The sequence below is a fragment of the Mesorhizobium sophorae genome (assembly GCF_002270415.1).
Lineage (GTDB): Bacteria > Pseudomonadota > Alphaproteobacteria > Rhizobiales > Rhizobiaceae > Mesorhizobium > Mesorhizobium sophorae.
This window is the reverse complement of record NZ_NNRI01000007.1, coordinates 861526-887820: the sequence shown is the minus strand read 5'-3', so window position 1 is coordinate 887820 and position 26295 is coordinate 861526. Positions and strand designations below refer to the sequence as shown.

33 protein-coding genes are annotated in these 26295 nt (G+C 63.3%); 17 read left to right on the top strand and 16 right to left on the bottom strand.

The window, feature by feature from the left end:
- Positions 1-10: 10 nt before the first annotated feature.
- Positions 11-487 carry an Lrp/AsnC family transcriptional regulator gene (locus CGZ66_RS08700; protein WP_095083483.1) on the bottom strand — a complete coding sequence of 159 codons (477 nt, stop codon included), beginning with the start codon at positions 485-487 and terminating at the stop codon, positions 11-13.
- A gap of 139 nt (positions 488-626) precedes the next feature.
- On the opposite strand from CGZ66_RS08700, the gene phhA reads away from it, so the two are divergent.
- Positions 627-1463 (top strand): phenylalanine 4-monooxygenase, encoded by an 837-nt coding sequence (gene phhA / locus CGZ66_RS08695; RefSeq protein ID WP_095083481.1) that lies wholly within the window; start codon positions 627-629, stop codon positions 1461-1463.
- A 109-nt stretch (positions 1464-1572) separates the two neighbouring features.
- Here the strand turns inward: phhA and CGZ66_RS08690 are convergent, their stop codons facing one another.
- The gene (locus CGZ66_RS08690; RefSeq protein ID WP_095083479.1) at positions 1573-1977 is read right to left on the bottom strand and encodes a VOC family protein; all 405 of its coding nucleotides are present in this window, start codon (positions 1975-1977) and stop codon (positions 1573-1575) included.
- Between the two features lie 103 nt (positions 1978-2080).
- On the opposite strand from CGZ66_RS08690, the gene CGZ66_RS08685 reads away from it, so the two are divergent.
- Complete coding sequence (locus CGZ66_RS08685; protein WP_095083476.1) at positions 2081-2713, top strand: TetR/AcrR family transcriptional regulator; 633 nt, start codon at positions 2081-2083, stop codon at positions 2711-2713.
- Positions 2714-2761: 48 nt separating this feature from the next.
- Here the strand turns inward: CGZ66_RS08685 and CGZ66_RS08680 are convergent, their stop codons facing one another.
- Positions 2762-3259, bottom strand: coding sequence for a MarR family winged helix-turn-helix transcriptional regulator (locus CGZ66_RS08680; RefSeq protein ID WP_095083474.1), 498 nt, complete (start codon positions 3257-3259; stop codon positions 2762-2764).
- A gap of 95 nt (positions 3260-3354) precedes the next feature.
- On the opposite strand from CGZ66_RS08680, the gene CGZ66_RS39805 reads away from it, so the two are divergent.
- A complete protein-coding gene (locus CGZ66_RS39805; protein WP_167392039.1) occupies positions 3355-3522 on the top strand; it encodes a hypothetical protein in 168 nt (55 codons plus the stop codon).
- A gap of 115 nt (positions 3523-3637) precedes the next feature.
- Here the strand turns inward: CGZ66_RS39805 and CGZ66_RS08675 are convergent, their stop codons facing one another.
- The 3 genes from CGZ66_RS08675 to CGZ66_RS08665 form a co-directional block, all read right to left on the bottom strand.
- Entirely contained in the window at positions 3638-5077 is a 1440-nt protein-coding gene (locus CGZ66_RS08675; RefSeq protein WP_095083473.1) for a GMC oxidoreductase, read from the bottom strand.
- On the bottom strand, positions 5074-5274 hold the full coding sequence (locus CGZ66_RS08670) for a hypothetical protein (protein ID WP_095083471.1): 201 nt from the start codon (positions 5272-5274) through the stop codon (positions 5074-5076). The genes CGZ66_RS08675 and CGZ66_RS08670 overlap by 4 nt, the downstream gene beginning before the upstream one ends.
- A gap of 201 nt (positions 5275-5475) precedes the next feature.
- Positions 5476-6237: a GGDEF domain-containing protein gene (locus CGZ66_RS08665; RefSeq protein WP_095083469.1), complete on the bottom strand. Its 762-nt coding sequence runs from the start codon at positions 6235-6237 to the stop codon at positions 5476-5478.
- Between the two features lie 161 nt (positions 6238-6398).
- On the opposite strand from CGZ66_RS08665, the gene CGZ66_RS08660 reads away from it, so the two are divergent.
- Positions 6399-7106: a pyrimidine 5'-nucleotidase gene (locus tag CGZ66_RS08660; protein WP_095083467.1), complete on the top strand. Its 708-nt coding sequence runs from the start codon at positions 6399-6401 to the stop codon at positions 7104-7106.
- A gap of 158 nt (positions 7107-7264) precedes the next feature.
- On the opposite strand, the gene CGZ66_RS08655 is transcribed toward CGZ66_RS08660, so the two are convergent.
- Positions 7265-8104, bottom strand: coding sequence for an LOG family protein (locus CGZ66_RS08655; RefSeq protein ID WP_095083465.1), 840 nt, complete (start codon positions 8102-8104; stop codon positions 7265-7267).
- A 229-nt stretch (positions 8105-8333) separates the two neighbouring features.
- Here CGZ66_RS08655 and dapD point away from each other — a divergent pair, with 229 nt between their 5' ends.
- The 4 genes from dapD to CGZ66_RS08635 all read left to right on the top strand — a co-directional run bounded on the left by dapD (position 8334) and on the right by CGZ66_RS08635 (position 10772).
- A complete protein-coding gene (gene dapD, locus CGZ66_RS08650; protein WP_095083463.1) occupies positions 8334-9188 on the top strand; it encodes a 2,3,4,5-tetrahydropyridine-2,6-dicarboxylate N-succinyltransferase in 855 nt (284 codons plus the stop codon).
- A 70-nt stretch (positions 9189-9258) separates the two neighbouring features.
- Positions 9259-9612 (top strand): DUF805 domain-containing protein, encoded by a 354-nt coding sequence (locus CGZ66_RS08645; RefSeq protein ID WP_095083461.1) that lies wholly within the window; start codon positions 9259-9261, stop codon positions 9610-9612.
- Positions 9605-9982: a DUF805 domain-containing protein gene (locus CGZ66_RS08640; RefSeq protein WP_167392037.1), complete on the top strand. Its 378-nt coding sequence runs from the start codon at positions 9605-9607 to the stop codon at positions 9980-9982. Before CGZ66_RS08645 ends, CGZ66_RS08640 begins: the two co-directional genes overlap by 8 nt.
- Before the next feature lie 13 nt (positions 9983-9995).
- The gene (locus CGZ66_RS08635) at positions 9996-10772 is read left to right on the top strand and encodes a hypothetical protein (protein WP_095084340.1); all 777 of its coding nucleotides are present in this window, start codon (positions 9996-9998) and stop codon (positions 10770-10772) included.
- Here the strand turns inward: CGZ66_RS08635 and CGZ66_RS08630 are convergent.
- Entirely contained in the window at positions 10672-11715 is a 1044-nt protein-coding gene (locus CGZ66_RS08630) for a 2-dehydropantoate 2-reductase (protein ID WP_095083457.1), read from the bottom strand. The two genes, CGZ66_RS08635 and CGZ66_RS08630, sit on opposite strands and share 101 nt — an antisense overlap.
- Positions 11716-11831: 116 nt before the next feature.
- Between CGZ66_RS08630 and dapE the strand changes: the two genes are divergently transcribed.
- Positions 11832-13025 (top strand): succinyl-diaminopimelate desuccinylase, encoded by a 1194-nt coding sequence (gene dapE / locus CGZ66_RS08625; RefSeq protein ID WP_095083455.1) that lies wholly within the window; start codon positions 11832-11834, stop codon positions 13023-13025.
- Between the two features lie 2 nt (positions 13026-13027).
- Positions 13028-13660: a transporter gene (locus tag CGZ66_RS08620; protein ID WP_095084339.1), complete on the top strand. Its 633-nt coding sequence runs from the start codon at positions 13028-13030 to the stop codon at positions 13658-13660.
- 14 nt (positions 13661-13674) lie between these two features.
- Here CGZ66_RS08620 and truA read toward each other — a convergent pair whose 3' ends face one another.
- The 4 genes from truA to def form a co-directional block, all read right to left on the bottom strand.
- Positions 13675-14442, bottom strand: coding sequence for a tRNA pseudouridine(38-40) synthase TruA (gene truA, locus CGZ66_RS08615; protein WP_095083453.1), 768 nt, complete (start codon positions 14440-14442; stop codon positions 13675-13677).
- A gap of 89 nt (positions 14443-14531) precedes the next feature.
- Positions 14532-15041 (bottom strand): GNAT family N-acetyltransferase, encoded by a 510-nt coding sequence (locus CGZ66_RS08610; protein ID WP_095083451.1) that lies wholly within the window; start codon positions 15039-15041, stop codon positions 14532-14534.
- Positions 15038-15973, bottom strand: a complete 936-nt coding sequence (gene fmt, locus CGZ66_RS08605; RefSeq protein ID WP_095083449.1) for a methionyl-tRNA formyltransferase — start codon at positions 15971-15973, stop codon at positions 15038-15040. Before fmt ends, CGZ66_RS08610 begins: the two co-directional genes overlap by 4 nt.
- A gap of 5 nt (positions 15974-15978) precedes the next feature.
- Complete coding sequence (gene def, locus CGZ66_RS08600) at positions 15979-16509, bottom strand: peptide deformylase (protein ID WP_095083447.1); 531 nt, start codon at positions 16507-16509, stop codon at positions 15979-15981.
- Between the two features lie 103 nt (positions 16510-16612).
- Here def and CGZ66_RS08595 point away from each other — a divergent pair, with 103 nt between their 5' ends.
- Positions 16613-17884, top strand: a complete 1272-nt coding sequence (locus CGZ66_RS08595; protein WP_095083445.1) for a DNA recombination protein RmuC — start codon at positions 16613-16615, stop codon at positions 17882-17884.
- 13 nt (positions 17885-17897) lie between these two features.
- Here CGZ66_RS08595 and CGZ66_RS08590 read toward each other — a convergent pair whose 3' ends face one another.
- The 3 genes from CGZ66_RS08590 to CGZ66_RS08580 all read right to left on the bottom strand — a co-directional run bounded on the left by CGZ66_RS08590 (position 17898) and on the right by CGZ66_RS08580 (position 20206).
- The gene (locus CGZ66_RS08590) at positions 17898-18302 is read right to left on the bottom strand and encodes a GFA family protein (protein ID WP_095083443.1); all 405 of its coding nucleotides are present in this window, start codon (positions 18300-18302) and stop codon (positions 17898-17900) included.
- Between the two features lie 27 nt (positions 18303-18329).
- Positions 18330-19304: a cation diffusion facilitator family transporter gene (locus CGZ66_RS08585; protein WP_095084338.1), complete on the bottom strand. Its 975-nt coding sequence runs from the start codon at positions 19302-19304 to the stop codon at positions 18330-18332.
- A 92-nt stretch (positions 19305-19396) separates the two neighbouring features.
- On the bottom strand, positions 19397-20206 hold the full coding sequence (locus CGZ66_RS08580) for a transglutaminase-like domain-containing protein (RefSeq protein WP_095083441.1): 810 nt from the start codon (positions 20204-20206) through the stop codon (positions 19397-19399).
- A 212-nt stretch (positions 20207-20418) separates the two neighbouring features.
- Between CGZ66_RS08580 and CGZ66_RS41320 the strand changes: the two genes are divergently transcribed.
- Complete coding sequence (locus tag CGZ66_RS41320; RefSeq protein ID WP_013528464.1) at positions 20419-20544, top strand: hypothetical protein; 126 nt, start codon at positions 20419-20421, stop codon at positions 20542-20544.
- A 206-nt stretch (positions 20545-20750) separates the two neighbouring features.
- On the top strand, positions 20751-21065 hold the full coding sequence (gene sugE / locus CGZ66_RS08570; protein WP_095083439.1) for a quaternary ammonium compound efflux SMR transporter SugE: 315 nt from the start codon (positions 20751-20753) through the stop codon (positions 21063-21065).
- Positions 21066-21329: 264 nt separating this feature from the next.
- Here sugE and CGZ66_RS08565 read toward each other — a convergent pair whose 3' ends face one another.
- Positions 21330-21758 carry a DUF6481 family protein gene (locus CGZ66_RS08565; RefSeq protein ID WP_095083437.1) on the bottom strand — a complete coding sequence of 143 codons (429 nt, stop codon included), beginning with the start codon at positions 21756-21758 and terminating at the stop codon, positions 21330-21332.
- A 220-nt stretch (positions 21759-21978) separates the two neighbouring features.
- Between CGZ66_RS08565 and CGZ66_RS08560 the strand changes: the two genes are divergently transcribed.
- The 4 genes from CGZ66_RS08560 (at position 21979) to CGZ66_RS08545 (ending at position 26262) form a co-directional block, all read left to right on the top strand.
- Positions 21979-23040, top strand: coding sequence for an LLM class flavin-dependent oxidoreductase (locus tag CGZ66_RS08560; RefSeq protein ID WP_095083435.1), 1062 nt, complete (start codon positions 21979-21981; stop codon positions 23038-23040).
- 115 nt (positions 23041-23155) lie between these two features.
- A complete protein-coding gene (locus CGZ66_RS08555) occupies positions 23156-24325 on the top strand; it encodes an AI-2E family transporter (RefSeq protein WP_095084337.1) in 1170 nt (389 codons plus the stop codon).
- 68 nt (positions 24326-24393) lie between these two features.
- Positions 24394-25395: an LLM class flavin-dependent oxidoreductase gene (locus CGZ66_RS08550; RefSeq protein WP_095083433.1), complete on the top strand. Its 1002-nt coding sequence runs from the start codon at positions 24394-24396 to the stop codon at positions 25393-25395.
- 72 nt (positions 25396-25467) lie between these two features.
- Positions 25468-26262, top strand: a complete 795-nt coding sequence (locus CGZ66_RS08545; protein ID WP_095083431.1) for an inositol monophosphatase family protein — start codon at positions 25468-25470, stop codon at positions 26260-26262.
- The last annotated feature ends 33 nt before the right edge of the window (positions 26263-26295 follow it).

Genomic DNA, 26295 nt, shown 5'->3' with positions numbered 1-26295 from the left:
GCAGGCACCATCACCGCCTGAGGTGGCCGAGCGGCACGTGGCCGGGGCCCTTGATGTTCTGCAGCACCAGCTGAGTGTGGACATCGCGCACGCCGTCGAGCCGCATCAGCCGGTGCATGACGAAAGCATTGAGCTCGTCGACCGACGGCACCATGACATGCAGCAGGAAATCGTGGTCGCCGGTCATCGTCCAGCATGACGATACCTCGTCCATGCGCTGCACGGCGGCGATGAAGCTTTCAGGCGAGCCGTCGCTGTGGCTGACGAGGCGCACCTGAATGAACACCTCGACCATCAGGCCGACCGCGCGGCGGCTGATTACCGCGGCAAAACCCTTGATGATGCCGGCCTCCTGCAGCGCCTCGAAGCGTCGTGCGCATGGGGTCGTCGACAGCCCGATCTCTTGCGCCAGCTCGGACACCGGCTTGCGCCCGTCGCCCTGCAGGACCTCGAGCATCCTGATCTCGAAATCATCGAATTGAGGCATTTTCACTCCATGAAAGCGTTTCTGGAGTGAATGTTATCCAAAATATCGCGCTCGAGCCATCATCAAAACCGATTTGCCTCGGCAGATCCGGTTATCCTTTCGGCACGTCCGCCATTCATGACTTGCAGGGAGAAGAACCATGACGACGATGAGCGTTGCCGAATATGCCCGCGACTGCGCGGCGCAAGGGTTGCGCGGCGACTATTCGGTTTGCCGTGCCGATTTCACCGTAGCGCAGGGTTACGATTACAGCTCCGAGGAGCAGGCGGTCTGGCGCACGCTGTGCGACCGCCAGACCAAACTTACGCGCAAGCTCGCCCACCAGTCCTATCTCGACGGCGTCGAGAAGCTCGGCCTGCTCGACCGCATCCCCGATTTCGAGGACGTCAGCACCAAGCTGCGCAAGCTGACCGGCTGGGAGATCGTCGCCGTGCCGGGTCTCATTCCCGCCGCACCTTTCTTCGACCATCTCGCCAACCGCCGCTTCCCGGTCACCAACTGGCTTCGGACCAGGCAGGAGCTCGACTACATCGTCGAGCCGGACATGTTCCATGATTTCTTCGGCCACGTACCAGTGCTGTCGCAGCCGGTGTTTGCCGACTTCATGCAGATGTATGGCCGCAAGGCCGGCGACATCATTGCGCTGGGCGGCGACGAGATGATCACCCGGCTCTACTGGTACACGGCCGAATATGGCCTTATGCAGGAGAACGGCCAGCAGCTGAAGGCCTTTGGGGCCGGCCTGATGTCGTCGTTTACCGAGTTGCAGTTCGCCGTCGACGGCAAGGACGCCCACCACGTGCCGTTCGACCTCGAAACGGTGATGCGCACCGGCTACGAGATCGACAAATTCCAGCGCGCCTATTTCGTGCTGCCGTCGTTCGACGTCTTGCGCGATGCCTTCCAGACCGCCGATTTCGAGGCGATCGTCGGGCGCCACAAAGGCCAGCCGGCGCTCGACCCGGCGACGGTCTAAACAATTCCGGGAGAATTGTTTCCGCCGGGAACGACTTGCATGAAACACAAAGCGCGTCGCATGAATCCGTGTCGACGCGACGCGCTTTGGACGCTTTGATCCCGCTGGGCTATTGCATGGCGGCGGGGTTCATCCACAGGAACTCCCAGACGTTGCCGTCGGGGTCCTCGATGTGGCGGTTGAACATGAAGCCGAGGTCCTGCGCAGGGTTGGGATCGGCGCGGCCGCCTGCCGCCACACCCTTCTCGATTGTGGCATTGACCTCGTCCTTGCTGCCGGCGGTGAGTGCGATCAGCATCTGGCTGTCACGCCTGGCGTCGCCGATCTGACGCGTTGTGAACTGGCCATAGTGCTGGTGCGTCAGCAGCATCACCCCAATCGAGTCGGAGAACATGATCGAACTGGCCTGGTCGTTCGAGAACTGCGGATTTAGTGTGCCGCCGATCGCGAGATAAAACTTGGTCGCTACCTGCAGATCGCGCACCGGCAGATTTATGAAGATCATCTTGGTCATCGGTCTAAGCCTTGCCTTCGTTGACAGGTACTAGTCAGTCCAGTACCGTTTTTATGACTATCATACGGGAACGGTACCGTCTAGTACTGGTCAGGAGGTCGCCATGAAAATCGACGGTGAGACGAGATCGGCACGCAAGGATCGTGAGATCATCCAGGCGGCCACGGCGGCGTTCATCGGCAAGGGTTATGACGGGACCAGCATGGAGGAAATCGCCACCAGGGCGGGGGCCTCCAAGCAGACCGTCTACAAGCATTTCACCGACAAGGAGACGCTGTTCGGCGAAGTCGTTCTTGCAACCGCTACCCAGGCCAACGATGTCATCGAGTCCGTGACGACGCTGCTTTCCGAGGCGAAATTCATGGAAGGCGGCCTGCAGCAGCTCGCTCGATGTTTGATAACGACGCTCATGGATGAAGAGTTGTTGAAGCTGCGGCGCTTGATCATCGCCAATGCGGATCGAATGCCGCAGCTTGGCCGCAGTTGGTACGAAAAGGGCTTCGAGCGCATGCTTGGCTCAATGGCTTCCTGCTTTCAAAAGCTCACCAGTCGAGGGCTGATACAAACCAGTGACCCCTATCTGGCAGCCAGCCACTTTTTTGGGATGCTTCTTTGGATCCCCATGAATGAAGCCATGTTCACGGGAAGCAACCGGCGCTCCAAGGTCGAACTGGAACGGCACGCGGATGCCTCAGTGGGGGCGTTTCTTGTCGCCTATGGGGTCCAGCCGAAATAGTCCCGTTGCCTGCCGACATTCGCAGTAACGCCGCCAACACATCGCACCCTATTGCCCGCGGATGTCCGACCCCTCGGCCTTCAGCCGCGCAAGCTGGGCGCGCTGCAGGTCGAGGGCGGCGTTGACGAAGCGCGATATTGTGGCGAGCTCGGCCTCGCTGAAGGTCGCGATGACCCTTTCACCTTCCCGCGCAATAGTGCCGTAGTAGCGCGCCGACAGGTCCCGCGTGGCCTCGGTCGCCTCTATCACCACCTTGCGCCTGTCCTCGAGACTGCGCGTGCGCGTCAGCAAGCCGCGCGCCTCCAGCCGGTCGATCAGCGCTGTCACGGCGGCCGGCGTCAGCCCGGTTGCGGTGGCGATCGCACCGGCCGATTGCGGGCCGCCATGGAGCAGGCCGATGCAATGGCGTTCGGCCATGTTCAGCCCCAGCCTCAGTCCCACCGCCTCGTCATAGGCCTGCGTCGCGTCCTGCCATTGCATGATGGCAAGGCCGATGGCCGTCGTCATTTCTGTCCGATTCTCGCTTGACGAATTTATTTCGATCATCTAACTATCAATCCGTCTAATATTTAGACTATCTCAACAATATGCGGTTGCAGCGCCCACAAGGCAAGAGCCGGCCGCCATCATGGAGTGAAAAAATGAGCTTGATTCAACAGCGTACGCCCCTCTCGCATGAGGAAGAGTTCAAATATGCCAAGCTGGCCATGGAATGGTACGGATGGGGATCTCCCATCGGCCTGGGCATTTTGCTCGTGGCGCTGGCCGCTGCCGCGGTTCTGGCGCGCATCGCCGTCTACGGCTTCTGAGCTAGAGCAATTCCGGGAAAGGCGCGTAGCGCTTTCCCTGAGGGAATTGCGTAAAAAAAAATCGATGCCGCACATCAGCCGGCGCCATCACTGGCGCCGGCTCCCCATGGAACCGTCAGACGGCGACCACCTTGGCAAGATGGTCACCCAGCCGGCAGGCCAGCGCGGTGATCGTCGTCGTCGGATTGCATTCGCCCGATGTGCAGAACACCGAGGAACCGCCGACATAGAGGTTGTCCATGCCGTGCACCTTGCAGTTGGCGTCGACAACACTCTTGGTGACGTCGGTGCCCATGCGCGTGCCACCCATATGGTGATGGCCCGCCGTCTCGTCATTGGTCGGGTAGTCGCTGCCATTGGTGATCCAGTCGGCAATGCGCACCCGGCCGAGATTCTTCTCGATCAGCGTCGTGCCGAACAGCCTAAGCCCTTCGAGTAGGGTGCGGTGTTCCAGCTCCGATTTCTTCCAGTGCAGCTCGATGCGCGGCACGCCGGCATGGTCGACATCGGTCGTCGACAGTTCGATCCGGTTGGAGGCCAGCGGCGCCTGTTCCCAGGCGACATAGAGCTGGGCCGCGCATCGCAGATTCTGGCTGAGCTTGGCAGACATCCATTCGGCCATGTCTGGCGCCGTGCAGGCGAGGTCGGCGATCAGGCTCTTGACGCCCGGATACGGCGTCTCGATCAGCCTGATGCCGAAATTCATGATCTGTAGCCGCTCCATCGCGGCAAGCGTCGGCGAGAAGAAGACCTCGTTGACGGCATCGACCTCGAACTCGCCATAGTCGGCCAGGATGGCATTGCCGCCCTCGAAGGTCGGATGCTCCATCCAGTAGCGGCCAAGCGCCGTCGCATTCGGCACGACGCCGCCGTTCGAGCGCTGGTTCGACCAAAGAAGCAGGCGCGAATTCTCCAGTCCGCCGGTGCAGACGATGAAATAGTCCGCGCTGAAGGCGCCGGCATCCTGCCCGTTGGACCACAGCCTGGCGCCCGTCACGCGTTTGCCGTCGCCGGCAAGTTCAGTGGCGTAGGTGTTGAGCACGACCGCGATGTTCCCGCTCTTGTCGAGCTCGTCGGCGAATTTCTCGCCGAAGCGCACCGCCGGGCTCTTGATCAGCTGCACCCAGCGAATGTCGTCGGAGACCGGCACGTCCGGCCGGAAACCGGGAAGTTCGAGGATATCGTGCACTTCCGGCAGATAGGGTTCGATGTCGGAGCGGCGGATCGGCCAACCCGTGTCGGGCGCCCAGGCCTTAGGCTCGAAATCCTGTTTGTCGAGCACGCGGCACCAGCCCGCCCAGTGGTTCGAACTGCCGCCCATGAACCGCAGCCGGGTGACGTCGAGATCGAAGTAGAAATCACCGACCGTCGTGCCACGGTAGAAATCCTGCGACTCGTCGCTGAATTCACGCGAGCCGGCCTCCAGCACCACGACCGGAATGCCGGCGGCGCCAAGCTTGCGGGCAATGGTGGTGCCGGCCGGGCCGGAGCCAAGGATGCAGACCTTGGCGGTGAAATTCGCGGCGCGAAACGCATCGTAGCTGTCGAAGATCATGCCAGATCGCTCCGCTTCAGGATCCAGCCATTGATCTCGACGATCTCGTTCAGATCGGCCCGTGTCGGGTCGGCTCGGTTTGGATCAGCATGCGAGGCATCGGCGTCAGGCAGCGTGCGGAACAGGGACAGGGCAGGCAGTGCGATCAACGCCTGCACGATCGTGCGGCGGGATATTTTCTTGATGAAGAAACTCATGGCTGGTCTCTCGGGTGGGGGCTTCGACGGCGCATGGCGTTACCTGAACGACGGGTCCCGGAACGGCACATGCATCGCGGCAGAAGCCAGTATTGTGCCAGGCTACCCGCAAAGCAGCGAAAACCGGGTAAACGGCGTAACCGAGTGTGAACAGGGTTAGGATTTTCTTAACGGGCCGGATCCAGTGGATCGGCGGCCTGATCACGCCGCCTCGGAAATGTCCGTGTCGAGGATCGTCAGATTGCGGCCCCGGTGCTTGGCCTGGTAGAGGCGCCGGTCGGCGGCGCGCATCAGGTCCGATACGCTGATATCCTCGCCACAGACGGTTCCGCCGATGCTGACCGTGAGCGGAACGGTCCGCTCGTCGACGGGCCGGAAGCGGATCAGCTCGACTTCGCGGCGAATGCGCTCGGCGACGCGTTTGGCCTCCTGCTCGGTGGCGCCGATCAGGAAGGCGCCGAACTCCTCACCGCCGATGCGGCCGAGCACATCGCCGCTGCGCACGCCGCGTTCGATCGCGCTGGCGATCAAGAGCAGTGCGTCATCGCCGGTCAGGTGGCCAAAATTGTCGTTGATCCTCTTGAAGTGGTCGGCGTCGATGATCAGCAGCGCCCCGCGATCGGACTTGCGGCGGGAACCATCGAGGGCGGCGAAGAAGTTTTCCCGGTTGAGCATGCCGGTCATGTCGTCGCGGCTCGCCTTGTCCGCCAGGCGGCGATGCGCGGCGGCGAGCTGGGCATGGGCTCGGGCAAGGTCGCGATGGGCGCTTTTCAGCCTGTCGCTTTGCCAGAAAGTGCTTGCGCTGGCGACCCAGGCGAGGACCAGCGGACAGAGCGTGGTGGTCAGCCAGATCGTGCGGTTGACAGGAAATCCCATCGCCGGAACGATGATCAGCGTCAAAAGGAGAGAGGCTGCGACAGAGGCAAAAGCAACGGCGGCGGATCTCAAAATTATGCTATTCATCGCGTGCTCCCACAGGTCTGCCTCTGTGCCAGCAAGCCCTGAAGGCTACCTTTCCGGGATGCTTAAAAATTGAAGGGTGACGCTATTTCCGCGACTCTCGGCGCGCATAAGTTGTGGATAAAGTCTCTTTCAGAATGTCCGTTTCATGCCATAAGGAGCGCATGACCACGCTGCCTGACCCCGCCCGCTTCGCTCATGTCACCGACTGGGTGTTCGACCTCGACAACACGCTCTATCCGCATCATTCGAATCTGTTCTCGCAGATCGACGTCAAGATGACCGCCTATGTCGGCGAACTGCTGGCGTTGCCGCGCGAGGCGGCACGCAAGCTGCAGAAGGAGCTCTATCTGGAATATGGCACGACGTTGAACGGGCTGATGACGCGCCACGGCATCGACCCTGACGATTTCCTCGAGAAGGTGCATGACATCGATTATTCGTGGCTGGTGCCCGATCCCGTTCTCGGCACCGCCATCCGCCAGCTTCCGGGCCGCAAGTTCATCTTCACCAATGGCGACCGCAGGCACGCCGAACGCACCGCGCGCCAGCTCGGCATCCTCGACCATTTCGACGACATCTTCGATATCGTCGCTGCCGGGCTCAATCCCAAACCGGCACGTCAGACCTACGAGAAATTCGCCGAACTCCACGCCGTCACCGGCCACAATGCGGTGATGTTCGAGGACCTTGCCCGCAACCTTGCGGTGCCGAAGTCACTGGGCATGACCACGGTGCTCGTCGTGCCACGCAATTTCGAGCCGACCTTCTCCGAGATATGGGAGCGCGACCCGGCCAACGAGGATGATGTCGATTTCGTCACCGACGACCTCGCCGGCTTCCTGACCGCGATCGTCGAGCTCACCGCCTGAGGTTCATGGATATTCAGGTGATGCCGGCCTGCAAACGGCGGCTTCCTGCGCTTCCGGTGCTCACGTACCCGAACGTACGCTCCGCTCCGGTTCTCGGAACCCACCGTTTTCGGCTCGGCCTGACCTGAATCTCGATGAACCTCGAACCGTCAGTGCTCTCACAGATTGTAGAAGCGGCTGATGATCCCCCAGGCCTCGTCGGCGGTGTCGACGAAATCGATGATGTCCTGGTCGCCGGGGCTGATCGTGCCCTGTTCGGCGAGGAAATCGAGATCGATCGCCCGTTTCCAGAAGGATTTGCCAAACAGGATCACCGGCACGCGCTCCATGCGCCCGGTCTGGATCAGAGTCAGCGTCTCGAAGAACTCGTCCATCGTGCCGAAGCCGCCGGGAAACACCGCGACCGCCTTGGCGCGCATGACGAAATGCATCTTGCGAATGGCGAAATAGTGGAAGTTGAAGCAGAGCTCCGGCGTCACATAGGCGTTCGGCGCCTGCTCGTGCGGCAAGACGATGTTAAGCCCGATCGATGGCGCGCCGACATCGTCGGCGCCGCGATTGCCGGCTTCCATCACGCCAGGCCCGCCGCCGGTCACCACGACATATTCGCGGTAGTATGACGCAGCCGACTGCTGCGAGCACAGCCGCGCGAACTTGCGCGCCTCCTCGTAATATTTGCTGTTTTCCTCGAGGTTCTTCTTCTGCGTCTCGTTCTTGGCCGCCCAGGCCTCGCCGCCGGGTTCCGGCAGGCGTGCGCCGCCGAACAGGATCACCGTCGAGCGGATGCCGCGTTCGGCCAGGATCATTTCCGGCTTCAAGAGTTCGAGCTGCAGCCTGACCGCGCGCAATTCGCGCCGCGTCATGAACTCGGGATCGTTCCAGGCGAGCCGGTAGGTCTCGGCACGCGTCTGCGGCGTGTCCGGCACGCTCTTCGACCGCTCCAGATCCTCGTCCGAATGCGGCAGCGGGGTCCACCCCGCCTTTTCCATAGGAGTCATAATTACCTTACCCGTCCAATTTCTTCACTTGCGCCGTCCCATGGCGCAGCCGCGATTGACCCCCATTGAGCCTTAACATAAGCAGGTTCCGCAAAAGTGTCCGGCGGTTTTGCGACAAGAACCTGCTACATGCAAAGACCCAGGCGGGCAAAGCCTGCCCAGGGGTCCGCGCGACGTTCAAAACAGGGTAAGGCGCAGCCCCTTAACAGCTTGGTAATGGAGCAAATTCATGTCGAAGCCCGATCTGGCGAGCCTCGAGAAGACCATTGAGAAGGCCTTCGAGGAACGCGACGCGATTTCGACGGCGACCCGTGGCGAAACCCGCGACGCCATCCAGTCGGCGCTCGACCTGCTCGACCGAGGCAGCGTCCGCGTCGCCGAGCGGCAGGCTGATGGCAAATGGCATGTCAACCAGTGGCTGAAGAAGGCCGTGCTGTTGTCCTTCCGGCTCAACCCGATGGAGATCATCAAGGGCGGTCCCGGCCAGGCCGTGTGGTGGGACAAGGTGCCGTCGAAGTTCGACGGCTGGAGCGCCGTCGACTTCGAGAAGGCCGGCTTCCGCGCCGTGCCGTCGTCGATCGTGCGCCGTTCCGCCTATGTCGCGCCGGGCGCCGTGCTGATGCCGTCCTTCGTCAATGTCGGCGCCTATGTCGACAGCGGCACCATGGTCGACACCTGGGCTTCGGTCGGTTCCTGCGCCCAGATCGGCAAGAACGTGCACCTGTCGGGCGGCGTCGGCATCGGCGGCGTGCTGGAGCCGATGCAGGCCGGCCCGACCATCATCGAGGACAATTGCTTCATCGGCGCGCGCTCGGAAGTGGTCGAGGGCTGCATCGTGCGCGAAGGCTCTGTGCTCGGCATGGGCGTGTTCATCGGCCAGTCGACCAAGATCGTCGACCGCGCCACCGGCGAAGTCTTCTACGGCGAAGTGCCGCCGAATTCCGTCGTTGTCGCCGGGTCGATGCCTGGCAAGCCTTTTCCGAACAACGAGCCAGGCCCGGGTCTTTACTGCGCCGTCATCGTCAAGCGGGTCGACGCCAAGACCCGCTCCAAGACCTCGATCAACGAATTGCTGCGCGATTGATCTTTTCCGGAAAGGGACGCACCTTCCGCCGGCGCGACAATGAGTCGCGCGTGACTGATGGAGGGGTGACATGGACTGGAAGTATCTGCTGACCAGCTACGAGGGTCGCATCAACCGTGCCAAGTTCTGGGCTTGTGTCGGCGTTGTCTTTGTCGGCGGGATCATCGCGACGATCCTCGACAACATACTCGGCACGACGTTCAACCAAATGCCCTACGGCTTTATCTATTTGCTCTACTCGCTCGCCATGCTCTATTCGATCTTCGCCGTCTACGCCAAGCGCTGGCACGATCGCGGCAAGTCCGGCTGGTGGAGCCTGATCATCCTCGTGCCGATCATCGGCGGGATCTGGTTTCTGGTGGAGTGCGGCATTCTCGAAGGCGCCAAGGGCGCCAATCAATATGGACCGGACCCGCTTGCCTGACAGATCAGATCTCACCTGGCTTTTCTTCAAAACATCGGGCCGCGTCAGTCGCGCGGCCTATTTTCTTGGCGGGTTGCTCGTCGCCATCATACAGGCCTTTCCGCTCTACCGCTTCACGCTGGTGCCGGAAGGTTCGGCCGAGAGCAACATGTGGTCGTTCATCTTCTTCATCGCCTTCATCGCCTCGCTATGGTCGAACATCGCGCTGGCGGTGAAGCGGCTGCACGACGTCGACAAGCCGGGCATTGCCGCGCTGATCCTGTTCGTGCCGGTGGTCTCGATCGTCGCCTTCCTTGTGTTGTGCCTGTTTCCAGGGCAGCCTGGGCCCAATCGCTATGGCCGGCGCACCAACGAGCCGGCGCAATCCTGAGGGCCGATCGGACATGCGCTACCGCACGCTTGATCCGAAACTGATCATCGACACCGCCGAACGGCTGGAGGGCCGCGTCGCCGAGCGCTTTCCCAACGCCGGACTACGCGGCGTCGCCGCCGAACTGGTGTCCCTGTCGCGCGATCTGACCAAGGCGGCTCAGGCGCTCGAGGCGCCGATCTGGTGGCTGCGCGGGCTCATCGTCGCCGCCGTTGTCGCCGGCGCGCTGGTCTTCCTGTTCGTCGGCACCATCCTGCCGCTCATTCACATCTCCCAGGCCGACGACGCGGTTCAGTCGGTGCAAGGCATCGAAGCCACGATCAACATGATGATCCTCGCCGTGCTCGGCTTCCTGGCGCTGGTCCGCACCGAGGAGCGCATCAAGCGCAAGCGGGGGTTTCGCCAGCTGCACGGCCTGCGGTCGCTGATCCATGTCATCGACATGCACCAGCTGACCAAGGATCCGGCGGCCCTCTCGGCCAATTTCAAGCCGACCTCGCACTCACCGGCCCGCATCACCAATGCCGCCGACCTGGCGCGATACCTCGACTATTGCTCCGAAATGCTGTCGATCACCGGCAAGATCGCCGCACTGTTCGCGCAGTCGGTCAATGACGACGTGGTCATCGACGGCGTCAACGACATCGAGAACCTGGCGTCCAACCTGTCGCGCAAGATCTGGCAGAAGATCACGCTGATCGAGGCCCATCCGGCGGCGCAACAACCTGCTCCGGCGCCAGGCCCGGCGAGCCAAGCCGCCCCGCCTCCGCCGCGCGCACCAAGGCGGTAACCTTTTTAAGCAGGGGCGCCGGCGTACCCGTCTGTTCGGCGAGGCCGAGCACCGCCCCTTGCAGTTCGCCGATCTCCGTCGGCCTGCCGCGCTGCAGATCGTCCCACATTGACGAACGCGCTTGCGGGTCGATCGCCAGCATGCGCCGCGCCAGCAGCCTGAACAGCCAGTCCGGCAGCCTGAGCACCTTCGGCAGCAGTGTCGGCCGCAAGCCGGTGATCCGCGCCGGCTCGATGCCGGACGCTTTCATCGCCGTGAGCGCCTCGTCGATCTGGCCGGCCAGGATCAGGCGCCAGCGACGGTCGGCGAGTTCGCTCGCCATCGGCAGGCCGGACAGCGCCACCAGCGCGTTGTTCAAATTCATCAGCAGCTTGCCCCACAGCACGGCCTTCATGTCGCCATGGGTTTCGACCGCAAACCCTTCGACACCGAGAAGGCCAGCCAGGCCGGCATCACCGTCTTCGATTATCACCTTGCCGTCGCTGGCGCGGTGCACACGCAGCGGCAACTCGCCGTCCGGGGATTGCACCACGTTGAACGGCACCATGCCGGCCAGCACTGTCCGGCCGTCGAGCCCGGCGCGCAGCCTGTCGGCATTGTCGACGCCGTTCTGCAGGCTGATCACCACCGCATCGCGGTGGGCGTGAGCCCTGATGAGGTCTGCCATATCCTGCGTCGCGCCGCTCTTGACCGTGACCAGGATCACGTCCGCTTGAGGCAGGGCGACAGCCGGATCGGCGGTGACGACAAGCGCGTCCGGCGCGATCATGCGGTCGCGGCCCTGGAGGTCGCTGACCCGCAATCCGCGCTGCCGCAACGCCGCCTCGATGCGCGGCCGCGCCAGCAAGACCATCCGGCGCCCGGCGAGCGCCAGGCAGCCGCCGGCATAGCAGCCGATGCTGCCGGCGCCGGCAATGACGATCCTCTTGTCCGCGTTTGCCATCCCGTCGCTCCGCACCGGCCCGCAACTATACGACATGAAAACCATAATGTCGGCGCCATCACTGGCCCTTATGTCTGGCCGTGACAGGCCCGCCGCTTTCGATTATCGCTTTTGCCATGACGCTGCCGACCGATCCCACCGAGAACCTCGCCGCCCTTATCCGTTGCGCTTCGGTGACGCCCGCCGAAGGCGGCGCGCTGACTGCGCTGGAGACGATGCTGAAACCGCTCGGCTTCCTGGTCGATCGGCCGGTGTTTTCGGAAGATGGCACGCCGGACATCGAAAACCTCTATGCCAGGCGTTCCGGCAACGGCCCGCATCTGATGTTCGCCGGCCACACCGACGTGGTGCCGGTCGGCGACGAAACCGCCTGGACGCATCCGCCCTTCGGCGCCGAAATCGCCAATGGCGAGATGTATGGCCGGGGCGCCGTCGACATGAAGGGCGGCATTGCCTGTTTCATCGCCGCCGTGGCGCGCCATGTCGAGGACAATGGCGGCCCGAAAGGTTCGATCTCGCTGCTGATCACCGGCGACGAGGAAGGGCCGGCCATCAACGGCACGGTCAAGCTGCTCGAATGGGCGGCTTCCAGGGGCGAGAAATGGGATGCCTCGATCGTCGGCGAGCCGACCAACCCGGACGCGCTTGGCGACATGATCAAGATCGGCCGCCGCGGCTCGATGTCGGGCGCCATCACCGTCAACGGCCGCCAGGGCCATGTCGCCTACCCGCATCTTGCCGACAATCCGGTGCGCGGCCTGATGGGCCTGGTCGATGCCTTGCTGCATCCTGTCTTCGACAAGGGAACCAGGGACTTCCAGCCGACCAATCTGGAGGTCACCTCCATCGACGTCGGCAACCCGGCCACCAATGTCATTCCGGCCAAGGCGACCGCGACCTTCAACATCCGCTTCAACGACACCTGGACAGCCGAGACCGTGCAGGCGGAAATCCACAATCGGCTCGATCAGGCGGCCAAACGCAAGAAGTACCGGCAGGGCAAGAAGACGCCGGTCGACTACGACCTTGTCTGGCGCGACCGGCCCAGCCATGTCTTCCTGACCCGTGACGACAGGCTGATCGAAACGCTGCGCGGTTCGATCAGGTCGGCGGTCGGCAAGGAGCCGACGCTGTCGACCTCGGGCGGCACTTCGGATGCGCGCTTCATCAAGGACTATTGTCCGGTGGTCGAGTTCGGGCTGGTCGGCAAGACCATGCACATGGTCGACGAGCGGGTCGCCATTGCAGATCTGGAAACACTGACCCAAATCTACCAACGCTTCATCGAAGACTGGTTCGGGCAGGCATGAGCATGCTTTCAGCGGACGAAACCCAAGCTTCGCTGACGGGCGCCTGGCGGCTGATGCTCGGCAAGGCCGACGGCCTGCGCCTGCTCGACCTGTCGGCCGACGGCTTCTGGAATTCCTTTTTCGCCATCATCATTGCCGCACCGGCGCTGATCGTCGGCTGGGTCGGCATCGCCAACGAGATCGGCGATCCCGAGGCCTTTGCCGGACGCTTCAGCATGCTGTTGCGCCTGGCGACGGTCGATATCGGCTCCTGGGTGCTGCCGCTCATCGCTCTGGCCCTGGTCGCGCCGCGCGCCGGCATTGGCGGCCGCTTCGTCCATTATGTCGTTGCCAGCAACTGGGCCTCGGCCATCACCGCCTGGCTGATGCTGCCCTCGGCGCTGATCAGGCTTTTCCTGTCGTCGGCAAGCCAGGTTTCGAGCCTTGTGTCGCTGCTGCTGTTTGCCCTGTCGATGGTGCTGACCTGGCGCATGACCAACACCACAATCGGCAAGGGCGTAGCCATCGGCTCGGCCGTTTTCGTCGGCATGTTCATCGCCTCGCTGTTGGCGCTGTTCGGCCTGCAGGCGCTGCTCGGCATCACCGTGCCGGACGATCTCGGGTCTCAGAGCCTTTCCGGGTTCATCTCGGGATAGAGCCTTATGGGGCTCTATCCTGGATAGTCGACGCCCCCGGGATAATCGACGCCAATGAGAAAAAGCCCGTCGGGCGGCGCCACCTGGCCGCAGGCGGCGCGGTCGTGCGCATCGAGCGCCGCTTTCAGGTCGGCGACGGTCCAGGCGCCTTCGCCGACACGTTTGAGGGAGCCGACCATCGAACGCACCTGATTGTGCAGGAACGAGCGCGCCGAAGCCTTCACCTCGATCAGGTCGCCCTCTCGGCTCACATCCAGCCGCTCCAGCGTCCTGATCGGGCTGTTGGCTTGGCACTGGGTCGAGCGGAAGGTGGTGAAGTCATGCCGACCGAGCAGGACTTTCGCCGCTTCGTGCATGGCGCCGGCGTCGAGCCGTTTCGGCACCCACCACACCTTGCCCTTGTCGATCGCTGCCGGCGCGCGACGGTTGAGGATGCGGTAGACATAGTGGCGGCCGGTGGCTGAGAAGCGCGCATCGAAGCTGTCTGCGACGACCGTCGCCTTCAGGACGGCGATATGTGCGCCGGCCATCTGCAGATGTGCGTTGACGGCATCACGCACCTTGTCGCTGGGCCACGCCTTGGCGAGGTCGACATGCGCCACCTGGGCGGTTGCGTGCACGCCGGCATCGGTGCGGCCGGCGGCGCGCAACCGGACCTCTTCGCCGCAGAATTTTTCGATCGCCTGTTCGATCGCTTGCTGCACCGAAGGCTGATCCGCCTGGTGCTGCCAGCCGGCAAACAAGCTGCCGCCATATTCGATGTCGAGGCGAAAACGCGGCATGCTAGAGCATGATGCCGAAAAGTGTGAAGCGGCTTTCGGACGACATCATGCTTCTATCTCTTTGAGTTAGAGGCGCATTCAGATGCCGCTTACGCGGCGAGCGCCGACCCGAAGGCCGAGGCGTAAACCAGCCTGCCGGCTTCCGGGGCGTCGCCCCAGGTCAGTGCCTGCAGGGCCTCGCTCTGGTACTCGCTCTCGAACTTTTCGGCGCGTGCATGGGTGTAGCCGAAACGGCTGTAATAGGCCGGATCACCCAGCACCACGGCCAGCGTCTCGCCGGCATCCCTGAGGCGGATATGCGCCTCGCGGATCAGCGCGCCGCCAATGCCGCTGCCATGGAACGAGGGCTCGACCGCCAGCGGCGCGAGCGCCACGGCCGCAAAGTTCTTGCCGCCGCTCTGCACGAACAGCCGCGAAAACAGGATGTGGCCGACCACCTGGCCGTCCTCTTCCGCCACCAGTTCGGCAACGGCGTCGCCGCCGGTCACCAGCGCGTCGACCAGTCCGGCCTCCGCCTGCTGGCCGAAAGCGTGTTCCTCGACGAGGCGGATGGCCTCGCGATCCCGCGGCGTCGCCGCGCGTATCGACATCATGCTCATGAGAATTTCATTCCTTTTTCGATCTTGGCCCCGCGCAGGAACTCCGACGCGGCAGCGGGCCTTCCGCCCGCCCGTTGAACTTCGACCAGACTGATCGCGCCTGCCCCGCAGGCGACCGTCAGCCGGTCATCGAGAATTCCTCCCGACTCGCCGGCGCCTTGCGATAGCGCCGAGCGAAGCAGTTTCAGCCGCTCCGGGCGGCCGCCAATTGCAATCTCGGACCAGGCCCCGGGAAAGGGCGACAGGCCACGAATGGTATTGTGCACTTCGCTCGCCGAGCGAGTCCAGTCCAAGCGAGTCTCAGATTTATCGATTTTTTTGGCGTAGGTCACCCCTTCCACCGCTTGTGCGGTAAATGTCAGGGTGTTCCTTTCCAGTCGCGCCAGCGCTTCCACCATCAGTGCAGCACCGACACTCATCAACCGATCATGCAGATCGCCGGCAGTCATATCGGGTTCGATGGCGCATTTTTCAACCATTGCCACCGGGCCGGTGTCCAGGCCCTCTTCCATGCGCATCACCATCATGCCGGTTTCGCTGTCCCCGGACATGATCGCGCGCTGGATCGGCGCGGCACCCCGCCAGCGCGGCAAAAGCGAGGCATGGCCGTTGATGCAGCCAAGCCGGGGTGCCTCCAGAACCGCCTTCGGCAGCAGCAAGCCATAAGCGACGACCACTGCGACATCGGCCCGCAGGGCGCGGAAAGCGGCCTGCTCGGCCTCGCCTTTGAGCGAGACCGGTGTGCGTGTCTCGATGCCCAGCCGCTCCGCCTCGCGCTGTACCGGCGACGGCGTCAGCTCAAGCCCGCGCCGTCCGGCGGCGCGCGGCGGCTGCGTATAGACGGCAGCGACTTCATGTCCGGCCTCGGCGATGGCCCGCAGCGTCGGCACCGAAAACTCCGGCGTGCCCATGAAGATGACGCGAAGGGGCATTTCCCCTATCCCACCATCTTGCCTGGCGCCTTGTCCCTGGCGAGCTTCTTGAACTTCTTCACCACCATGTCGCGCTTCAGCTTCGAGATGTGGTCGATGAACAAGACGCCATTGAGGTGGTCGATCTCATGCTGCAGGCAGGTCGCCATCAGCCCCTCGGCCTCGATCTCCTGCAGCTTGCCGTCGCGGTCGAGATAATTCACCCGCACGGCTGCCGGGCGTTCGACCTCGGCATAGTAGTCCGGGATCGACAGGCAGCCTTCCTCGTAGACGGAGCGGGTGTCGGCGCTGCTCAGGATTTCCGGGTTGATGAAGACATGCGGTGCCGGCGTCTCGTCTTCCTTGGCCAGATCGATTACCAGCATGCGCACCGGTTCGCCGATCTGGATTGCCGCCAGTCCGATGCCGGGCGCGTCATACATGGTCGCCAGCATGTCGTCGGCTAATTTGCGCAAAGGCCCGTCGACGCGCTCCACCGGCTTCGAAACCTGGCGCAGGATGGGGTCGGGAAGGATGATGAGCGGCTTGATCGGCATGGCGTTCCACCTAAGACCTCCAGCGAAAAGCGTCAACCGGGGCGCCGGGGCGCCGTTCACGTTTTGATCTGTGCCAGCCCCGCGAATCGGCTATGCTGTCCACATGAATGATCTGACATCCATCCTTTCGGAGCCTGTCGCCCGGCTTGGCGCCTCCACGATCACGCTCGGCCATGCTCTGGCCGTCGGCGCATTGCTGTTTCTCGGCCTGTTCGTGGCGCTTGTCATCGCGCTGTGGCGGTCGGCCAAGGCGCGCGCCGTCGCCGCCGCTGAGGCCGCCGATCATGCCCGCGACGCCGAGGCGCGGATGGCCGGCATCTTGCAAAGCCAGGCCGAGATGCAGGGCCGCATGGGCGCCATCGCCGAAGTGTTCGGAGCACGCCAAGCCGAGCTGACGCAGTCTATCGGCCAGCGCCTCGACGCCATGACCGGCCGCATCGGCCAGACCATGACCGAGCAGACCAAATCCACGCATGAGAGCCTGGCCAAATTGCAGGAGCGGCTGGCGATCATCGACACCGCGCAAGGCAACATCCAGTCGCTTGCCGGACAGGTCGTGCAATTGCAGGCGATCCTCTCCAACAAGCAGACGCGCGGTGCCTTCGGCCAGTCGCGCATGGAGGCGATCGTTGCCGACGGCCTGCCGCACGGTGCCTACGAGTTCCAGGCAACACTGTCGAATGGCAGCCGGCCGGACTGCCTGGTGAAGATGCCCAATGGCGCGCCTTCGCTCGCCATCGATGCCAAATTTCCACTCGAAGCCTGGAACGCCATCCGCGCCGCCGATGGCGCCGACCTGCAGAAGGTCGCTGCCCAGGCCTTCCGCCGCGACATCGAGATACATGTCCGTGATATATCCGAGAAATATCTGATCCAGGGCGAGACGCAGGACACCGCCTTCATGTTCGTGCCGTCGGAATCGGTGTTCGCCGAGATCCACGAGAATTTCGAGGCCATCGTCCACAAGGCGCACCGCGCTCGCGTCGTCATCGTCTCACCGTCGCTGCTGATGCTGTCGATCCAGGTCATCCAGGCCATCCTCAAGGACGCCCGCATGCGCGAACAGGCGCATCTGATCCAGGGCGAGGTCATCCGGCTGATGGAAGACGTTGCGCGCGTCGACGAGCGGGTGCGCAAGCTGCAGGTCCATTTCGGCCAGTCGGCCAAGGACATCGACGACATCCTCGTCTCGACGTCGAAGGTGACCAGACGCGGCCAGAAGATCGAGGCACTGGAGTTCGGCGCCCAGCCCGACGGTGAGGCTGGCCCCGAAGCCGCATCACGGCCTGCCACCGCGAAGGTCGAGACAGGGACCCGCGTCGCCGATTCGAAGACCGGGCAGCTCAGGCTGAGGGTCGTCGAAGGCGACGACTGACGCCTGAGGAGCGCTACTGCTCCTCCACGGTGATCATGCCCTGGAATTCCGGCAGCCAGTGCAGCGCTGAACTGTGCCATTTTTGCTGTGTCGGGACCAAATCCTCGCGTTGCCGCGCGGTTCCCGCTCGAATTCCATAGACCTTCGGACCATCTGCGACCGAGGTGGCGTAAAGGTGCGAACCGCAGTCAGCGCAAAAGGCCTGGGCGCGCTTGGCGCCGCTCGCCCCGGTCTTGATATAGATTTTCGGCGTACCCTTGGTGATCCGGTAGTGATCCTCAGGCGCCGGAACAGTCACCCGAAAGGCCGTGCCGGTCAGTTTCTGGCAGTCGGTGCAGTGGCAGATCGAGGTCTTTTCCGGGTCGACCTCCGCCTCGTAGGCGATAGCGCCGCAATGGCAGCCGCCGTCGATTTTCATCTTGTTTCTCCCTGCTTCGTCGGCATCTTAACCGGCCTGATCCGGCTCGTCTCCTGACGCGGCTTCAACAATCTTGCGCCGCTGTTCCCAGGTCCCGGTCGTCTGCGGCTTGACGAACAGCCTGGCGATCTCCGGCATCTCTGTCTTCAGCCGCGCCTCCAGGCGCTCCACACAGGCTTCGATCTCCGGCGCCGTCAGGTGATCCTCGAACTCGATGCTGAGAGCAGCGACGATCTCTTGCGGCCCCATGTGGACGGTCAGAACGCCGTTCGCCTGTTGCACCGCCGGATCCTGCTGGACGATCGCCAGCACCTGTCTCTGCACCTCTGGGGAGGCTGGCTCGCCGATCAGCAGACCCTTGCTTTCGCGGGCCAGGAAGATCGCCGTCGCGCCCAGGATCAGCCCAATGCCGATCGAGGCGGCGCCGTCGAGCTCCGGCATCTCAAGCAGTTCCGCCGCAAGGATGCCGGCGAAGGCGACGATCAGGCCGAGCAGGGCGGCGCTGTCCTCGAACAGCACGGTGTAGACGCTGGGGTCCTTGCTCGACTGCACGGCCTGCAGCCAGCCCTGCTTACCCTTCTGCTGGTGGAACTCCCTCAGCGCCACCAACCAGGAGCTGCCCTCGAACAGGAAGGACAGGCCAAGAACGATGTAGTTCACCTTGGCGTTGACGACCGGCTCCGGCGCCATGATGTGGATCACGCCTTCGTAGAAGGACACGCCGGCGCCCAGCGCGAAGACCAGAAGGGCGACGATGAAACTCCAGAAATAAAGCTCGCGGCCGTGACCGAGCGGATGCGTCCGATCGGCCGGGCGGGCGGCGCGGTGCATGCCATAGAGCAGCAGGCCACCATTGCCGGTATCGACCAGTGAGTGCACGCCTTCCGACAGCATCGCCGAACTGCCGGTGAAGAAAGCGGCGGCGAACTTGGTCAACGCGATGGCGAGATTGCCGGCGAGCGCCGCGTAGATCACCCTTTTTGAGCCGCCATGCCCGGCCATGATGCTGCCCCCGTTCAAGGCGCCAGTCTAACGGCCAGCCCGTCAAAGCTCCACAAGACCATAACGCGCGAACCGTCGGCTCGTTCGGTCGACTATTCGACGACCTCGTCGGTCCAAACTTTGAAACCGGCGAGCGTGCCCGGCCCGAAGATATGGGTCAGCGGCACGTCGGCGGCGTCACGACCGGAGGCGATCAGGATGCGGCCGATGCGCGGCGCATTGTTGCGCGGGTCGAAGGCATGCCAGCGGCCGCCGAGATAGACTTCCATCCAGGCGGCGAAATCCATGCTCGACCACGGCTTCGGCGTGCCGATGTCGCTGATGTAGCCGGTGCAGTAGCGCGTCGGGATGTTGAGCGCCCGGCAGAAGGTGACCGCGAGATGCGCGAAGTCGCGGCAGACACCACTCTGTTCGCGATAGGCTTCCGCCGCGGTACGAGTCGGCCGCGCATTGCCGTAGTTGAAGACGATATGATTGTGGACAAAGTCGCAGACCGCCTGCACACGCGCAATGCCGAGCGGCGTGTGGCCGAACAGCCGCCACGCTTCGCTCGCCAGAAGGTCGCTCTCGCAGAAGCGGCTGGGCAGCAGAAACAGCAGTGTATCCGCCGGCAGGTCGCGCACCTCGTGCTGCCAGGCCATCAGGTCGCCCATCTCGAAGGTGCCGGGATCGCGGATCACCGCGTCGGTGCCGAAGGTGAACCGCCCTGGCGGAGCGACGAACCGGTTGCACCAATTGCCGAAACTGTCGCGATAACTCTCGATCGGCACGGGCGGGTTGGAGGTCAAAAAGTCGGGCCGCTCAAGGTCGGAGGCGCGGGAATAGTGAACACTCAGCATCGCGATGAGCGGGGTTTCCTGGGGAAAGTCGAAGCTCATCTCGCAGCCGATATGGATTCGCATTGTCGTCCTGACCGGCCTGCCTGTTCATCGCCCGGCGAAAAGCCGGGCTGATGCTGCAGTGCGAAGATGACCATGGCACGGACCGGCGTGGTTTACGAGCAAATTAGAAACCGGTTAAAAGCGGCCGGCTGGCGGTGTCGATAGGCGCTGGCCTCTTGCAGTCGGACGTTTCTCTTGTTTCACTTCGCTTCCCGCAATCGGAGGAACGAATCATGGCTAAAGGTGCGATGAAGGCAGGCAAGGAAGCCCGCAAGCCGAAGAAGGATGCCAAGAAGCCAGCCCCGGCTCCGGCCCTGAAGGCGCCGCCGGTCAAGGCGATGAAGCTCAAGGACAAGTAGGTCCGGGCAATACCCGTCCGAACGGGATTGCGACCGGCAATGTTGTTGCCGGTCGTTGTTGATCGAGCGCTCGAATTTCTTATATTGGCGGGGCGGGGACGACCTCGCGCTTTCCCCGAAAATCCGGCCGGGACGACCCGCCATTGTTGATTGAGCGTCGGATACCGAATCCGAATTCGGTCCGATGCTTTGATGGAGCGTAGTCGATGGCGTGGATTTTTCTGTTTTTTGCCGGCCTGTTCGAGATCGGCTGGGCAATCGGCCTCAAATACACGGACGGCTTCTCGAAGCTGATGCCGACCGTGCTGACCGTTGCCTCGATGATAGTCAGCCTCACTCTGCTCGGCCTGGCGCTGAAGGCGCTGCCCGTCGGTACCGCCTATGCGGTGTGGACCGGCATCGGCACCGTCGGCACGGCACTGCTCGGCATCTGGCTGCTCGGCGAGCCGGCCACCGCGATCAGGCTGGCGTGCATCGCGCTCATTGTCTGCGGCATCATGGGGCTGAAGTTCGCCGCCTGATCATACCGCTCTATCTTTTTGTTTTACGCAATTCCCTGAGGGAAAGCGCTACGCGCTCTTCCCGGGAAAACCGCTTCACACTTTTCCTGGAATTGCTCCAAAGCGCGTCGCGTTTGGCCGGATTCGGGTGAGGCGCTTTAGGGTCTTGCATGTCGTCCTCCCAAAACCGGGGCCTCATTTGCGAGACATGCATTGGACAGACACATTCAGGGCCGCTGCAAGGCGACCCTGATCTTCGAAGCAGATTGCTCCGTTGCCTGGAGGCTAGCGGGCGGAGAAGCCCGGAGGCGTCCTGCCCGTGCGCTGTTTGCGCGCGGCATAACGCGCGTCGCGCTTGGCCTTGCGTTCGGCTTCGTCGGCCAGCAAACGGGCGATGCGCTCGTTTTCTTCGGCGTCCCGAATCTTGGCTTCAGCCTGCGCCGCCTCTTCGGCCGCGATGCGTGCCGCTTCGGCTGCTGCCTCGCGCTCGGCCTTCTCGACCGCCTCGCGTGCCAGCTTTTCCTGCTTCAGCATGGCCTTTTCAGCCTCGCGTATCTGGCGAGCCTCGAGGATTGCCTTGCGTTCGGCCTGTCGTGCCAGCACCGAAGGATCGTCTGCTGCCGGCTTTGACTTGAAGCGCTCCAGAAGCGCCTTCTTTGCCTCGTTTGCGGCATTGCGCCGCTCGAAAATGTCTTTTTCCCTGTAGATAGCCAAGTCCACTTCCCTGAAGTCAATTCGCGACGCTTACATACGCGCGAATACCGAGAGTTCAAGCGCCAAAACGGCATGCCAGCCATGAAATTCCGGGATGTTGCACCTGGGAGACGTATTTTTGACCGGACCGACATGCACTGTTCACCGTCCGCCCCTCTGGCGGCGAGGCGGGTCGATGGCTACCTCTAGCTCGAAACTCCAACACCAGGATGACATTCGAATGGAACTCGGTCTCTACACCTTCGCCGACGTCAGCCCGCAGCCGGGGCTCAGCGCCATCAGCCCGCATGAGCGGCTCCGCAACCTGATCGAGGAGGTCGAACTGGCAGACCAGGTCGGCCTCGACGTCTTCGGTCTCGGCGAGCATCACCGGCCCGACTATGCTGGCTCCGCACCGGTGGTGGCGCTCGCCGCGGCCGCCGAGCGCTCGAAGCGTATCAGGCTGACCAGCGCGGTCACCGTCCTGTCCTCCGATGATCCGGTGCGCGTCTTCCAGCAGTTCGCCACGCTCGATCTTCTGTCGGGTGGCCGTGCCGAGATCATGGCCGGGCGCGGTTCGTTCATCGAATCCTTCCCGCTGTTCGGCTACAATCTCGAGGATTATGACGAGTTGTTCGCCGAAAAGCTCGACCTGCTGCTCGCCATCCGGGACAGCGTGAAAGTCACATGGTCCGGCAATCTGCGTGCACCAATCAACGATCGCGGCGTTTATCCCAGGCCGTTCCAGGACAGGTTGCCGGTCTGGATCGCGATTGGCGGGACACCGCAGTCTGCCGCCCGCGCGGGCGCGCTTGGCCTGCCGCTGGCGCTCGCCATCATCGGCGGCGAGCCGGCGCGCTTCGCGCCGCTGTTCGATCTTTACCGTGAGGCCGCCAACCGCGCCGGCAACGATCCGGCAAGCCTCGCCACCAGCATCAACGTGCACGGCTTCATCGCTGAAACGACCGAGCAGGCGGCCGATGATTTCTACGGTCCGCAGGCCGAAGTGATGAACCGCATCGGCCGCGAGCGCGGCTGGGGCCCGACGTCGCGGGCGCATTTCGACCAGTCGCGTGGCCCCAATGGCGCCCTGTTCGTCGGCAATCCCGAGCAGGTGGCCGAAAAGATCGTCGCCCAGCACAGGATCTTCGGCAATGACCGCTTCCTGCTGCAGATGGCAATCGGCACCATGCCGCATGCCAGGATCATGAAGGCGATCGAGCTCTTCGGCACCAGGGTGGCGCCGATCGTGCGCAAGGAAACAGCGAAGTCCGCGCCCGCGGTGCCGGCGCCCGTTGCATAGAGGTGAGCGGGAGGTCCGCGCTCCGGGCCTTGCCCGGCTAACGGAACCCAAGCGGCGGTAGAGGCGTTTTCGTCATTGGATTGCACCAATTGCGGTGCGCCGGTGAGGGTCCATGATGAAAGCCGAACCTGCCGCTTTAGGCACAGGCGTTGCCGAGCCTGAAGACCCGCGCGCAGCGGCACGCGCGGACACGCATCTGATGCGTTCGCTGCTCGTCGGCATCTTCCTGTTCATGGCCATCTACGCGCTTTACTTCGCCCGCGCTTTCTTCATGCCGGTGATCCTGGCTTTCCTGCTGGCGCTGACACTGACACCGATCGTCCGGCTTCTGCGCAGGCGCGGCGTTCCCGAGGTGGTTTCTGCGACCCTTCTGGTGCTGTTGTCGGTCTGCATTTTCGCTAGTGCAGGCTATCTGCTCAGCGGCCCGGTCATCGACCTCATCAACAACACCTCGTCGATCGGCCAGCAGCTCACCGAACGGCTGGCGCAATTGCGGCGTCCGTTCGAGAGGATCATGCAGATCTCGCACCAGATCGAGCAACTGACCGAGACGTCGCAGGAGTCCGGCATCCAGAAGGTGGCGGTCGCCCAATCAGGCATCCTGTCGTCGGCGGCCAGCAACATCCTGTCGGCGGGAACAGGCCTCACCATCATCTTCGTGCTGTCGCTGTTTCTGCTCGCTTCGGGCACGATGTTTTATGAGAAGATCATCCAGTCCTTCGCCAGCCTCAGCGAAAAGAAGCGCGCGCTGCGCGTCGTCTATGACGTCGAACGGGAAATCTCGCACTATCTGCTCACCGTCACCATCATCAACGCCGGTCTTGGCACGGTCATCGGCCTTGGCTTGTGGGCGCTCGGCATGCCCAACCCGCTGGTCTGGGGCGTCGCCGCCGCCCTGTTCAACTTCCTGCCTTATGTCGGGGCGCTGATGACCATCGTGCTGGTTGCGATCATGGCGCTGATCAGCTTCGACACCATCTCCTACGCGCTGCTGGCGCCGGCCTTCGTGTTGGTGTGCGACATCGTCGAAGGCCAGTTCGTGACACCGATGGTGGTCGGCCGGCGCCTCGAGATCAACGCCGTGGCGATCTTCATCGCCATCGCCTTCTGGTCGTGGCTCTGGGGCTTCGTCGGCGCATTGATGGCGGTTCCGCTGCTGGTCGTCATCAAGGTGTTCTGCGATCATTTCGACGGGCTCAGCCCTGTCGGCAACTTCCTCGCCGCGCAGCACACGGCCGTCGTCGTGGAAGATGACATCGCCGACACGGAATCCGCGAAGGGCTGATCAATATTTTTGAATTTGCGGCGTCGCCAGGCGCTTCCTACATGCGGACCTTACACAGGACCCCATTCATGACCGCTCTTTCCGTTCTCGACCTGTCGCCGATCATCGAAGGCAGCGATGCCTCCCAGTCGCTCGCCAACTCGCTCGATCTTGCCCGTCATGCCGAGCGGCTGGGTTACAAGCGCTACTGGCTGGCCGAGCATCACAACATGCCGGGCATCGCCAGTGCCGCCACTGCGGTCGTCATTGCCCATGTCGCCGGCGGCACCAGGACCATTCGCGTCGGCGCCGGCGGCATCATGCTGCCCAACCATTCGCCGCTGGTGATTGCCGAACAGTTCGGCACGCTGGCCGCCTTGCATCCGGGCCGCATTGATCTCGGCCTCGGCCGCGCGCCCGGCACCGACATGGGCACCGCACGCGCCTTGCGGCGCAACCTCGAGGCCGGCGTCGACAATTTCCCGCAGGATGTCGTCGAGTTGATGGGCTATTTCCAGCCGGCCGCGGAAGGCCAGCGCATCCGCGCCGTGCCGGGCGAGGGCCAGAACGTGCCGATCTGGATCCTCGGTTCCAGCCTCTACGGCGCCCAGCTCGCCGCCATGCTCGGCCTGCCCTATGCCTTTGCCTCGCATTTCGCGCCGGCGGAACTCGACCATGCCCTGGACGTCTACCGCTCGCGCTTCCAACCGTCGGAACAACTCGACAAACCGCATGTGATGCTCGGCCTCAACGTCTTTGCCGCGCCCACCGATGCGGGGGCGAGGCTGCTGTTCACCTCGCTGCAACAGGCTTTCGTCAATCTGCGCACCGGCCGGCCCGGTCGGCTGCCGCCGCCGGTCGAGAACTATGACCGCGATCTCGATCCGATGGCCAAGACCATGCTTGGCCAGGCGCTGTCCTGCGCTGTCGTCGGGTCTCCGGAAGCGGTCCGGCAAGGCATCGACGCGTTCGTGCGCCGCACCGGCGCCGATGAGCTGATGGTCACCGCGCAGATTTTCGACCATGCGGCCCGTGTGCGGTCGTTCGAGATCCTGGCCGAGGCCCACAAATCGCTGTCGCAGGCGGCCTGATATTCTTGGCTTGGAGGATACGGGGTGCTTCTGCTAAGGGCGGGGCACCCTTCCGCAAGATCGAGCTCCCCCGTGAAAAATGACCATGACGCACGCATGCAGTTTGCCATCGAACTGGCGCGGCGTGCCGGCGAACTCGGCCTGAAGTACTTTCGCGACCTCGACAGCCTGACCATCGAGAGCAAGGGCCATCAGGACCTGGTCTCTGAAGCAGACCGCGAGGTCGAACTGTTCATCCGCGCGGCCATTGCCACCGACTATCCGCAAGACGGCATCGTCGGCGAGGAGCATGCCTCGGTCACCGGCTCGACAGGCTATGACTGGGTGATCGATCCCATCGACGGCACCGCCAATTTCGTGCGCGGCATCCCGGCCTGGTGCGTGGTGATCGCCTGCGCCCTGCACAGCGAGACCGTGGTTGGCGTGATCCACGAACCGTCGACCGGCGAGACGTTTCACGGCCGGCTCGGCGGCGGCGCCTTCGTCAACGGCAGACCGATCAGGACCAGTGCGGGCACCAGCCTGGAAGAAGGATCCGTCGGGACCGGATTTTCAAACCGTGCCGACACCGAAAATGTCGCCGTGCTGGTCCGCATGCTGCTGGCCGAAGGCGGCGTCTTCTTCCGCAACGCATCGGGTGCCTTGATGCTCGCCTACGTCGCCGCCGGCCGCCTGCTCGGCTATGTCGAGGAGCACATGAACGCCTGGGATTGCCTGGCCGGCATGCTTCTGGTCGAGGAAGCCGACGGCATGGTCGTGAAACCCAATCCGGAGACGGTGCTACGGGACGGGACGCTGGTCATCACGGGCGGCAAGGGCGTCTTCCCAAAGCTGCGGGAGCTTTCTTCGGAGGCGTTCAAGCTCTGAACGCTACCTTGTGCGAAAGGCGCTCGGGCCTGT

Bases quoted from the DNA above. Each gene is read 5' to 3' on its own strand.
- CGZ66_RS08700 (WP_095083483.1), bottom strand. From the start codon at position 487: ATGCCTCAATTCGATGATTTCGAGATCAGGATGCTCGAGGTCCTGCAG.
- phhA (WP_095083481.1), top strand. From the start codon at position 627: ATGACGACGATGAGCGTTGCCGAATATGCCCGCGACTGCGCGGCGCAA.
- CGZ66_RS08690 (WP_095083479.1), bottom strand. From the start codon at position 1,977: ATGACCAAGATGATCTTCATAAATCTGCCGGTGCGCGATCTGCAGGTA.
- CGZ66_RS08685 (WP_095083476.1), top strand. From the start codon at position 2,081: ATGAAAATCGACGGTGAGACGAGATCGGCACGCAAGGATCGTGAGATC.
- CGZ66_RS08680 (WP_095083474.1), bottom strand. From the start codon at position 3,259: ATGATCGAAATAAATTCGTCAAGCGAGAATCGGACAGAAATGACGACG.
- CGZ66_RS39805 (WP_167392039.1), top strand. From the start codon at position 3,355: ATGAGCTTGATTCAACAGCGTACGCCCCTCTCGCATGAGGAAGAGTTC.
- CGZ66_RS08675 (WP_095083473.1), bottom strand. From the start codon at position 5,077: ATGATCTTCGACAGCTACGATGCGTTTCGCGCCGCGAATTTCACCGCC.
- CGZ66_RS08670 (WP_095083471.1), bottom strand. From the start codon at position 5,274: ATGAGTTTCTTCATCAAGAAAATATCCCGCCGCACGATCGTGCAGGCG.
- CGZ66_RS08665 (WP_095083469.1), bottom strand. From the start codon at position 6,237: ATGAATAGCATAATTTTGAGATCCGCCGCCGTTGCTTTTGCCTCTGTC.
- CGZ66_RS08660 (WP_095083467.1), top strand. From the start codon at position 6,399: ATGACCACGCTGCCTGACCCCGCCCGCTTCGCTCATGTCACCGACTGG.
- CGZ66_RS08655 (WP_095083465.1), bottom strand. From the start codon at position 8,104: ATGACTCCTATGGAAAAGGCGGGGTGGACCCCGCTGCCGCATTCGGAC.
- dapD (WP_095083463.1), top strand. From the start codon at position 8,334: ATGTCGAAGCCCGATCTGGCGAGCCTCGAGAAGACCATTGAGAAGGCC.
- CGZ66_RS08645 (WP_095083461.1), top strand. From the start codon at position 9,259: ATGGACTGGAAGTATCTGCTGACCAGCTACGAGGGTCGCATCAACCGT.
- CGZ66_RS08635 (WP_095084340.1), top strand. From the start codon at position 9,996: ATGCGCTACCGCACGCTTGATCCGAAACTGATCATCGACACCGCCGAA.
- CGZ66_RS08630 (WP_095083457.1), bottom strand. From the start codon at position 11,715: ATGGCAAACGCGGACAAGAGGATCGTCATTGCCGGCGCCGGCAGCATC.
- dapE (WP_095083455.1), top strand. From the start codon at position 11,832: ATGACGCTGCCGACCGATCCCACCGAGAACCTCGCCGCCCTTATCCGT.
- CGZ66_RS08620 (WP_095084339.1), top strand. From the start codon at position 13,028: ATGCTTTCAGCGGACGAAACCCAAGCTTCGCTGACGGGCGCCTGGCGG.
- truA (WP_095083453.1), bottom strand. From the start codon at position 14,442: ATGCCGCGTTTTCGCCTCGACATCGAATATGGCGGCAGCTTGTTTGCC.
- CGZ66_RS08610 (WP_095083451.1), bottom strand. From the start codon at position 15,041: ATGAGCATGATGTCGATACGCGCGGCGACGCCGCGGGATCGCGAGGCC.
- fmt (WP_095083449.1), bottom strand. From the start codon at position 15,973: ATGCCCCTTCGCGTCATCTTCATGGGCACGCCGGAGTTTTCGGTGCCG.
- def (WP_095083447.1), bottom strand. From the start codon at position 16,509: ATGCCGATCAAGCCGCTCATCATCCTTCCCGACCCCATCCTGCGCCAG.
- CGZ66_RS08595 (WP_095083445.1), top strand. From the start codon at position 16,613: ATGAATGATCTGACATCCATCCTTTCGGAGCCTGTCGCCCGGCTTGGC.
- CGZ66_RS08590 (WP_095083443.1), bottom strand. From the start codon at position 18,302: ATGAAAATCGACGGCGGCTGCCATTGCGGCGCTATCGCCTACGAGGCG.
- CGZ66_RS08585 (WP_095084338.1), bottom strand. From the start codon at position 19,304: ATGGCCGGGCATGGCGGCTCAAAAAGGGTGATCTACGCGGCGCTCGCC.
- CGZ66_RS08580 (WP_095083441.1), bottom strand. From the start codon at position 20,206: ATGCGAATCCATATCGGCTGCGAGATGAGCTTCGACTTTCCCCAGGAA.
- CGZ66_RS41320 (WP_013528464.1), top strand. From the start codon at position 20,419: ATGGCTAAAGGTGCGATGAAGGCAGGCAAGGAAGCCCGCAAGCCGAAG.
- sugE (WP_095083439.1), top strand. From the start codon at position 20,751: ATGGCGTGGATTTTTCTGTTTTTTGCCGGCCTGTTCGAGATCGGCTGG.
- CGZ66_RS08560 (WP_095083435.1), top strand. From the start codon at position 21,979: ATGGAACTCGGTCTCTACACCTTCGCCGACGTCAGCCCGCAGCCGGGG.
- CGZ66_RS08555 (WP_095084337.1), top strand. From the start codon at position 23,156: ATGAAAGCCGAACCTGCCGCTTTAGGCACAGGCGTTGCCGAGCCTGAA.
- CGZ66_RS08550 (WP_095083433.1), top strand. From the start codon at position 24,394: ATGACCGCTCTTTCCGTTCTCGACCTGTCGCCGATCATCGAAGGCAGC.